We start from the raw sequence: 10,221 nt of genomic DNA on the forward strand, positions 1-10,221 counted from the left end.
GCTTTTAGCTCTTGCGGGTAACACCCAAGCCGAGCTTCTTGCCCACGAGGGAATCGGAGCGCACGGCAATGGAATCGGCCACCTTGTTAATGGCTTGGGCAGCGGGGGAGTCGGGCGCGGAAATAACGATGGGCGTTCCGGCATCGCCAGCCGCGCGCAGGCTCGGATCGAGCGGGATGCTGGAGAGCAAAGGAACCTCGTGGCCCAGCAGCACGCTGAGGCGCTCGGCCACCACGCTGCCGCCGCCGGAGCCGAAGATATCCATGGTGGAGCCATCCGGCATGACCATCGCACCCATGTTCTCAATCACGCCGGCCACGCGCTGGCGCGTTTGCTGCGAGATGGAACCGGCGCGCTCGGCCACCTCGGCCGCAGCCGCCTGCGGGGTGGTCACAATCAGCAGCTCCGCATTGGGGATGAGCTGGGCCACCGACAGGGCAACGTCGCCGGTACCCGGCGGCAGGTCCAGCAGGAGCACGTCGAGGTCGCCCCAGAAGACGTCCGCGAGGAATTGCTGGAGGGCGCGGTGGAGCATCGGCCCGCGCCAGACCACCGGCGCGTTGCCCTCCACGAATTGGCCAATAGAAATGTGCTTGATGCCGTGGGAGATGGGGGGAAGCAGCATTTCGTCGTCAAGCACTGTGGGGCCCGCCGTGGAACCCAGCAGGCTGGGCACGGAGTGGCCGTAAATATCGGCGTCCACGATGCCCACCTTGAGCCCCTTGTTGACCAAGGCAGCGGCCAGGTTCACCGTGACGGAGGACTTGCCCACGCCACCCTTCCCGGAGGCCACCGCGAACACGCGGGTGGTGGACTCGGGCTTGGCAAAGGGGATCTCCGGCTCGGCCTGCCCGCCGCGCAGCTTCTGCTTGAGCTCTTTACGCTGCTCATCGCTCATCGGTGTCATCGAGATGTTGATGTTGCCGACACCGTCGAGCTCCTCCACGGCCGCGCGGGTATTGGACTCGATGGTGCCCTTCATCGGGCAGCCGGCGATGGTGAGATAAAGCTCGATGTCCACGTCCGGACCGTTAACGGCCACGGACTTCACCATGCCCAGCTCCGTGATGGGGCGTCCGATTTCTGGGTCATCGACGCGGGTGAGCGCGTCGCGAACGGAAGATTCAGTAATAGCGCTAGTCATAACGCGCATTAGTCTAGTCACTTGCTATCGGGGAGAGCCACACCGCCGTCTGGCCAGTGGGGTGTGTAAGATTCAGCCAGATGCTGCGGCCCAGCGCTGCGGACTGAGGACTCTGAAGAACAGTGACATGTGTGCTGCATGTCCGGTTGAATAGAAAGAATGCGCCTGATTCTGATGCCCCGCCTTATTGCACGTTCCCGCACCTTCGCCCGCGTTGTTGGGGTGGCCTTGGTGGGGGTTGCGGGGGCGTCGTTAAGCGCCTGCTCTGGGTATGAACCCAAGCCGGATCCGAACCCAGTGAACTCGGCACCGATCACCATCATGATTGATCCGACTTCTCATGAGCAGAGCGTGCTGGCGGAGATCTACCGCCAGACCCTGCGCGATGAGGGGCGCGCGGCCACCGTTTCTCAGAAGCCTATGCTGGTGCGCCAGGGAGGGGAGCACGTCAGCGGGGTCAGCACTAACGGCAACTTCTTCGTGGGCTGCACGGGTGAATTCTTAAGCGTCTACAACCCGGAGGAAGCCCGCGCGATTTCCAAGGACTACGTGGCTGCCAAGGAAGAGGGCACCAAGGACGTGGACTTTTTGGAGCGCACCCACGTCGCCCTCATGGCCTCGCTGCCCCCGGAGGTCTCCGTCGTGGAGCCCGCCGGTGCCGAAGGCTGCCCTAATTCAAAGCCGGAGCTTCCACAGAATTACGTCGTGGTCTACCAAGACGGGCTATTCAACCGCGATGAAAAGCTCGAAGTTGCCTCCTTTACCAAGTTCCTCACCGCGCAGGACCTTGATGAAGTGGTGAAGGAAGTAGACGACTCCGAGGACTTTGAGGAGACCGTGCGCGCCTGGATGGAGGCCAACCTCATGCAGAACCTCAATGAGGAAGGTGACTCTAACTCTTCCGGCGGCTCGGATTTGGTCCACGAGGAATCCTAGGAGATACAAGCTAGGGGGCGCAGTCCTCGGCGCCTGGGGGAACAACCTAGGACTGTATAAAACGGCGCTGGACACGCCCTGCTTGGCGACGTCTCGCCGCACCGCCCCACTCCCTACGTGTGGAAACCGATCAGTATCTCACAGAGTGGTCGATTCCAGGAAATCTATAATTCCCACGCGCTTGTGTACTTATTCTTAAAGATTCCAGGTAAAACCCTGTTTTTCTTGCGGGTTTATGTATAGGAGGGTACAATTTCTAGCGTTCACCTGCCTATTTCCTGTCAATCCTTAAACGAATTTGTGAGGAAATACCTTGAGAAGCCGCCGCGGCTTTCGGGTTTCCGCACTGTGGGGTGGGGCAGGGTACTGCATTTGAAAGGACCTAAGGAATGAATGCACCACGAAGTGGCTCGGCCCGTCGGCCCTCTTCCCGTAAAGGAGTAGCAGCACTTTCTGCTATTACACTCGCGCTGAGCGGCCTCAGCATCACCTCTTTTAATACTGTCGTCCCCGAGGCCACAGCAGCTTCTGGCTTTACCGGCGGCCTCCGCGGCAGCGACGGCAACGGCGCGGTAGAGCAGGACGCCCAGAAGGCCTCCGACCTGCCGGCCGGTTCGTGTGTTGTCGGCTCAAACGCTCAGAAGGGCAGCCAGGCTGGTTTCAGCTGGAACACCCAAGAACCGACTGGTGAGACCCCTTCGAAAACCCGGTGGGGTTTGAGCGTCGCCTTTGATAACTCGAAGGACCGCACGTTCGCTGATTGGGGCTTTACCAATTCAGGCAATATGGGCGCGTACCTCGACGCAGGCCAATTCCAGTCGATGAATGTCGGCCAGACGTTTCTTCCAGGCGAGGTAGTCACGCACAAGGCCGACGAATTCCTCGCTATTACCCCTTCTAGGGCACAGCGAAACCTGAACCTCAACGCGGAACTGACCGATGCGAAAGTCAAGCAGTTCGCTGAGGCCACCGCCGCCAACCCGGTACGTTACGCCTGGCAGGGTAACTATAAGCAGGAAAATCCCGACCCAAGGACTAGGGCCACCCGGGGAGAATCTGCAGGCTTTACGGCCGTCGTGAACCCGTGGCCGAGTGAGAACATCGAATGTAACCCGATCACGGTCTCGTGGAAGAACCAGGAGAAGCTGGTCATCAGGCCGGGCGAGGTGCTCGAGGTCGGCAAGATCAACGTTCCTGCTGTTACTGGTGGCGGCACGGATGACTCCATGTCCCGCATGGTCGTGGAGGCTTTCGACTCGCAAGGTAACTTTATCGGCACGAGTGACCCCGACGCGTCCGCTGAAGACAAGCGCCTGACTATTGACGCTGACGGCACCATCAAGTACACCATGCCGAAGTACAAGGGCACGAAGCTGAGCGATCAGCAGGGCATGCGCTTCAGTGTGCTGGCCAAGCCGCGTACGGTTACACAGCTCCAGGACGCTGCTAAGAGCAACAATGAGTTTCTCGAGCATGATGGAGCCTTCGAAAGCTCGAACTCGCTAACGCGCTATAACAAGCCGAACGTTATCGGGAACCACCAGTGGAGCTTCGACGACACCCAGTTCCACGATCCGGAGTATTCTCCGGTCCAGCAATCGGTGACCTCTGGTGTTGATAAGACTACTAATACAGTTGTGACTGGGCGCCAGACGCTGACCTATAAGCAGGTTGGTGACAAGATCGCTGATTTGGTGAGGAAGCGTGAGGACGGCGGCGTTGAAGCCGAGGTCAAGCTTGATAAGCGCTATGTCTACCAGGGCTGGGACGCCAAGTTAGATCCAAACACCTATGACGTCACCGTCACGACACCTGCCAACCCGCTCCCGGGTACCTTTGCGCAGCCCCAGGTCATTGTCACCTATTCCAATGGTTCGCGGGATATTATCCCGCTGCTCGCAGTTATTGATCCGAACAATACCCAGGTGACGGAACTTGCTGTCAGAGGAACCGTCGAGGGCCCAGCTGGTAAAGTACTCGTTTCAGAGCTTGATTTAAAGCCCAGCTTTGAGGGATACGACCCAGTCCGGCCCAAGTCTTTTGATGTTGACCCTGCGTCCGTTCCGGAAGGATGGAAAGTAACGGTCGATGATGATGGAACTGTAAAGGTCAAGGCGACGTCGCCGGAAGCTGCTAAGAACAACACTAAGATTTTGCCGAGGGTTATCGCTACCTACCCAGATGGGACGACCGATACCGTTGAGGTTCCCTTCCAGATCGTCAATGCGATCAAGGTTCCGGACTACACCGCGGAATCCGGCCACATAAATGAAACGGTTACGCTTCAGCCGACCTTGCCGGAGATTGGCTTGGGCGGTCGCGCCGATGACGAGAAGCCCAATCGCTATACTTTCCCAGACGGTTCTTTGGAGTACAAATATGGTGACTGGACAGTCACTATCGACGAGAATACTGGTGAGCTGACTTCGACGATTCCGGAAACAGCTATACCTGGCGCGCGACTAACCATCCCAGTGAAGGCTTACTACGCTACGGGCGCTACCCCACAGGTGGTGACCGGAACCATCAACGTTATTGGTGATGGTTCCGGTAAGGACTTCGCTTCCTACCCTGCGCAGGTGACTAAGGCAGGGGAGAAGGCGACTTCGGATATCGATACGATGTTGTCCGATCCGAAGCTCGCTAAGTACAAGTTGCCTGATAACTTGCCGCAGGACTGGGAGTTCGGCATTGATGAGAAGGGTACGGTTACCGCAACCCCGAATGCGACAGTGGAGAATGGTACGACTGTCACCGTCAATGTAGAAGTAACCTACCCGGATGGTTCCACCGCTACTGTTCCGGCAGAGTTTACGGTCATCGATGCCTACGCGCGTACGAATGATCCCTTGTATCCGACGGTTAGTGGTCAACCCGGTACATTAGTGGTTAGCCAGGTGGATCGTACTAACCTGTACGATGCTGCTGAACCGAAGTTTTCCATTATTACGGATCCGAATGACCCGGATTATATTGATCCACCCCGCAACCTGAAATGGGAAGATGTGAAGATTGACCCGGTTACGGGTGTCATCACCACTCCGATCAGCAAGTTTGCTCTGCCTGGAACCTCTGCGGATATCCCTGTTCGTGTCACATACAAAGACGGTTCGACTGATAAGACGATTGCCACAGTCGTCGTTAAGGCGGAAGTACGGCAGGTCTATGAGGCACAGTACTTGCTGCAAAACACCACGCCTGGTGGAACAATTAAGTCCGAGATTACGGAAGTAACGAGGATTCCTGAACGCGACCTCGCTAAGGATCCTTCGAAGCGTTTCCAGGTGCCCTCAGACTTCAATGGATGGAAGGTCAGCGTCGACGAAAACGGTGTCGTCACCGCCACCGCACCGAAGGACGCTCGACCTGGTGACGGCGTGAGTATCCCTGTTACCGTCACTTACTATGACGGCTCCACCGACACGGTCTATGCACCGTTTAATGTCAAGGAGAACCAGAAGGACATCAGCGAGCCTACATACCCGGTCGAATCAACCAAGCCAGGCACCGAGGTGAAGCGTTCCGTTAACCGGGACGGTGCGCCGAACGGTACGACCTTCTCCTTCGGCTTGGACGGCGACAAGCCGAAAACTGAGGACACCGTTGACGGGTGGACCTACAAGATCGATCCGAAGACCGGTGAGGTTTCCGTAACCCCGCCCGCTGACTCTAAGCCGGGTGACAAGCACGTACACAACGTCACGGTGACGTACCCCGATGGTTCGACCGACGAGACTCCAGTAACCACTGTGGTGAACTTGACTCAGAACTTCGAGGTCGATCCAACCTACCCGCCGGAGACTACGTTCCCTGGTGAGACGGTTACTTCTCCGCTCACTATTGAGCTGCCTGAAGGTATTACCGTGGCGCCGGATCAGCCGTACAAGATCACTCCGGCTGATGGCTACACTGCAACCGGGGATAAAAACGAGTTTGGTAATCCGACGTACACGGTTACGACGGCCAACGGCAATTGGCTGGTCGGCCTGGATGACAAGGGCAACGTAATTGCTACTGCACCTAAGACCGCGAAGCCGGGTGACTCTATCAAGGTTCCGGTCACGGTTACCTACTCCGACGGTTCCACCGATCGGATTTATGCACCGATCAACATCCAGGATGCCCCGACGCGCGAGGTGCCGTTCGATGTTGAGTACAAGTTCGATGACACCGTCCCGCAGGGCACCTACAAGGTCGAAACCGAAGGTGTTCCAGGCACAGAGGTACAGGACCGAAAGGGCAAGTGGTCGCAGACCAAGGCTCCGGTCAATGAGGTCGTCGTCATTGGTACCAAGCCTGCAAAGGCTACCGATGAAATGACTTGGAAGATGTCTACTGGTTTCGACACCATCATGCGTCCGAACTCGGCACTCAAGCCGGGTGAGGTGAAGGTTGTTCAGGAGGGCGAAGCTGGCGAGCGCACCATCACTGCGAAATTCGACGCCACCCTTGAGCCGGGCGGTGTTCCAACGGTGAAGACCACGTCGGATACCGTGACCAAGGATCCGAAGCCACGCATTGTGGAGTACGGCCCGCGCCTTGAGGATCAGGAACTGGTTTTCACTGACAAGAACCGCATCCCGTTCGAGACTGAGATCATTTATGACGACACTCTTAAGGCTGGCGAGCAGGTCGTTAAACAGAAGGGTGAAGAAGGCGAAGAGACCGTTACGACTAAGCAGAAGCTTGTCGACGGAATACCTTCCGGTGATCCGGTAGTCACCAAGGAACGGACTAAGGCTCCGGTCAAGCAGATCATCCGCGTTGGTGGCAAGACCACTGGTGAGAACGTCGAAACCTTCAAGACGGAAGCTCCGTTCAAGGTCGTCATCAAGTACGACCCGAACATGCCTGCTGGTGAGTCCAAGGTGACGACGCCAGGTGTTCCGGGTGAGAAGACGGTGACGATCAAGCGCAACATCACCAACTCGAACCCGGACAGTGAGCCGACGGTCTCTGAAGAGATCACGAAGCAGCCTGTCGACGAGGTCATCACCGTTGGTACCAAGCAGGCCACTGCGACCGATACGGTCGAGTGGAAGGAGCCGATTCCATTCGGCACGACTCTGCGTCCGAACCCTGACCTCGCTCCGGGTGAGACTAGGGTGGTTCAGGAAGGCAAGAACGGCGAGGCTTCCTATGCTGCAGTCTTTACCAGCACCAACGGTGAAGCACAGGTTAAGGAAGTCAAGGCCCGCACTGAACCTGTCGAGCGCATCGTCGAGTACGGCCCGAAGACTGAAGACACCTCTGTGGTGACCAAGACTGAGAAGCCGGTGCCGTTCGAGACGAAGATTACCGCGGACCCGAACTTGGAGGCAGGCAAGCAGGTCGTCGACAAGCAGGGTGAGCTCGGCACTGATGTCGAGACCTCTACTCAGAAGATCGTGGATGGCAAGCCTTTCGGCGAGCCGACCGTGACGACTGAGCGCACCAAGGAGCCGGTTGCGGCCGAGATTCGTGTGGGTACCAAGACCGAGGGCTCTCATGAGACAGTGACCGAGGTTGACGTTCCATTCGAAACCGAGATTCAGTTCGACGACACCATGGAGGCCGGCACCCAGGAAACGGTTCAAGAAGGTAAGCCGGGCAAGGACAAGGTAACGACGACTCAGAAGATTGAGAACTCGAATGTTGTCGGTACCGAGACCAAGACCGAGCGCGTGACCGAGCCTGTCAAGAAGATCATCAAGGTCGGCACTAAGGGCAAGACCACGTCCAAGACCATCGAGTGGACCGAAAACACCCCATTCGAGGTCGAGGTTCGCGAGAATCCGAACCTGAAGGCTGGTGAGACCAAGGTTGTCCAGGAAGGCAAGCCGGGCGAGGTCAAGCACACCGTTACGGTGACCTCCGACAACGGTGAGATTTCCACCAAGGATGACGCCACGGAGATCAGCAAGCCGACCAAGCAGATCATCGAGGTCGGTACTGCGCCGACTCAGACCGAGCTGACGGATAAGCACACCGAGCAGACTCCGTATGAGACCCTCATTGAGACTGACCCGAACCTTGAGGCCGGAAAGGTTGTAGAAGACCAGGCCGGTTCCTTCGGCGAGAAGGAAGTCACGAAGGTTTGGAAGCTCAAGGATGGAAAGGCCGTAGGTGACCCAGAGACCTCTGAAAAGGTCACCAAGGAACCGACGCCACGCAAGCTGCGCATCGGTACCAAGGCCGTCACGGAGACCTCTAAGGTCACCACGACGGAGAAGGTTACCGAGACCAGCAACACCACCACGACGGTGACGGAGAAGGAGCCGGCCCCGGAGATTGAACGCTCCTTCTACGGTGTTGAGCTGGTTAAGCCAGGCCAGTCTGAGTCGCAGGACGTGAAGAAGCACACGGATGGCAACACCTATGAGGTGCCGTCGGACGTGGATGGCTGGACCGTCTCCGTTGATGAGAACGGCCGAGTGACGGCAACCGCACCGTCGACGGCGAAGTCTGGCGACTACATCAAGGTTCCGGTAAGGGTGACCCCGAAGGGCGGCAAGCCGTACGAGACGAACGCTGTCTTCATCGTGAAGGAAGACGAGCCGATCGCTCCGGAGCCGAATGACCCGGAGATCATTCAGGCACCGACCTACAACCCGGATGTCATCAAGGCCGGCGATACCAAGAAGGTTGGCATCAACTATGGCCATACTGAGGGCAACACCTACGAGTTGGGTGAGGCGCCGGCTGGTTGGACCGTGACCATTGATGAGTCCACGGGTGAGCTGACGGTGACTCCGCCGGCTGATACCCCAAGCGGCACCATCAAGGAGATTCCGGTTAGGGTCACCACGAAGAACGGTGATGTCTTCAACGTGAAGACTGTTATCGGTGTCGTTAGCGATAACTGTGGCTGTGGCCCAGTTGAGCCGACGGAACCAACCGAACCAACGGATGAACCGACCGAAGAACCCACGGACGACCCGACCAAGCCGACCGAGCCGACCGAGCCGACGGACGACCCGACCAAGCCGACCGACGAGCCGAACGCAAGTCCAACGACGACGGTGACGGTCACCACGACGGTCAATCCGTCTGAGCCCGAGCCATCCGAGGATCCCTCGGAGCCTCAGCCGACTTCTGAAACCCCAACGCCGACGCCTTCTGATAGTGGCACTACGACGGTAACTGTCACTGAGACAAAGGAGTCTCCGGAGCCGAAGCCGAGTGAGGAGCCAGAACCCTCTGGTACCGCAAAGCCGACGACGTCCAACACGGCTAAGCCGACCACCACGGTAACGGTGACTGAGGATCCGTCTCGTCCGAAGCCGTCGGAGGAGCCGACCACAGACAAGCCGAAGCCGTCGGAGGACCCGACTGTGACGGTGACTGTGACAGAGACCAAGGGCACGCCGGAACCGAAGCCGACCGACGAGTCGACGACTCCGTTGGTTCCGACTGAACCGACGGATCCGACTCAGCCGAACGAGCCAAATGAGCCGAACGAGCCAGGTGAGCCGGGCAAGCCAGGTGAGCCGGGAGAGCCGGGAGAGCCGGGCAAGCCAGGTGAGCCGGGAGAGCCGGGCAAGCCAGGTGAGCCTAACGAGCCTCGTATACCTGAGCTCGGTGGGTTGTGGCCGCTGCTCATTCCGCTGGTTCTTGTGCCGCCAGTCTTGAGTCACTTCTTCAAGCCGCCGCATGATCCTGCACTGCCGCAGAAGCCGTTCGAGCCGCTGAAGCCGTTGGAGCCGAAGGCCCCAGGCGAGGCTCCGCAGCAACCGCAGCCGGAACAGCCGCAGCCGCTGGCACCGGGTGAGGCAGCACAGCCGAGTGCTGTGGAGTCCAACAACAATGCTCAGCCGAGCCAGAGCGACAACACCACTCGCTCTACTAGCTCGACCTCGAGCAGCAAGGACTCCAAGAAGAGTTCCTCTTCTAGAGCCCTGGCGAATACCGGTGCAAATATCCTGTGGCTTCTCGCCGCAGCATGGGCACTGATTGCTGGAGCAGTACTGCTTCTGCGTCCTGGTCGCCGCAAGGAGTCCTAGTCCGCTAGGAAGCTTCAGGGCCGGGCTGGCCCTGAAGACACGGTTTACTAAGCCGTGAATGAAACGCCCGAGCATAAGCTCGGGCGTTTCTCTTTTGCCTAGTTCATTGCGGTGGTTCGATTTCGTTGTTGAGAGCCAATGCGGTGTATTAGGGCAGAG

General features: G+C 58.3%; 3 protein-coding genes. 2 read left to right on the forward strand and 1 reads right to left on the reverse strand.

Features of this window, described 5'->3' with window-relative positions; genetic code table 11:
• Positions 1–4 precede the first annotated feature (4 nt).
• Positions 5–1,144, reverse strand: coding sequence for an Mrp/NBP35 family ATP-binding protein (locus HMPREF3009_RS04380; RefSeq protein WP_198531112.1), 1,140 nt, complete (start codon positions 1,142–1,144; stop codon positions 5–7).
• A 159-nt stretch (positions 1,145–1,303) separates the two neighbouring features.
• On the opposite strand from HMPREF3009_RS04380, the gene HMPREF3009_RS04385 reads away from it, so the two are divergent.
• A complete protein-coding gene (locus tag HMPREF3009_RS04385) occupies positions 1,304–2,080 on the forward strand; it encodes a hypothetical protein (RefSeq protein WP_070509648.1) in 777 nt (258 codons plus the stop codon).
• A 389-nt stretch (positions 2,081–2,469) separates the two neighbouring features.
• Complete coding sequence (locus tag HMPREF3009_RS13545) at positions 2,470–10,062, forward strand: G5 domain-containing protein (protein WP_070680255.1); 7,593 nt, start codon at positions 2,470–2,472, stop codon at positions 10,060–10,062.
• The last annotated feature ends 159 nt before the right edge of the window (positions 10,063–10,221 follow it).

The organism is Corynebacterium sp. HMSC034H07 (assembly GCF_001815175.1).
Classification (GTDB): Bacteria; Actinomycetota; Actinomycetes; order Mycobacteriales; family Mycobacteriaceae; genus Corynebacterium; species Corynebacterium hiratae.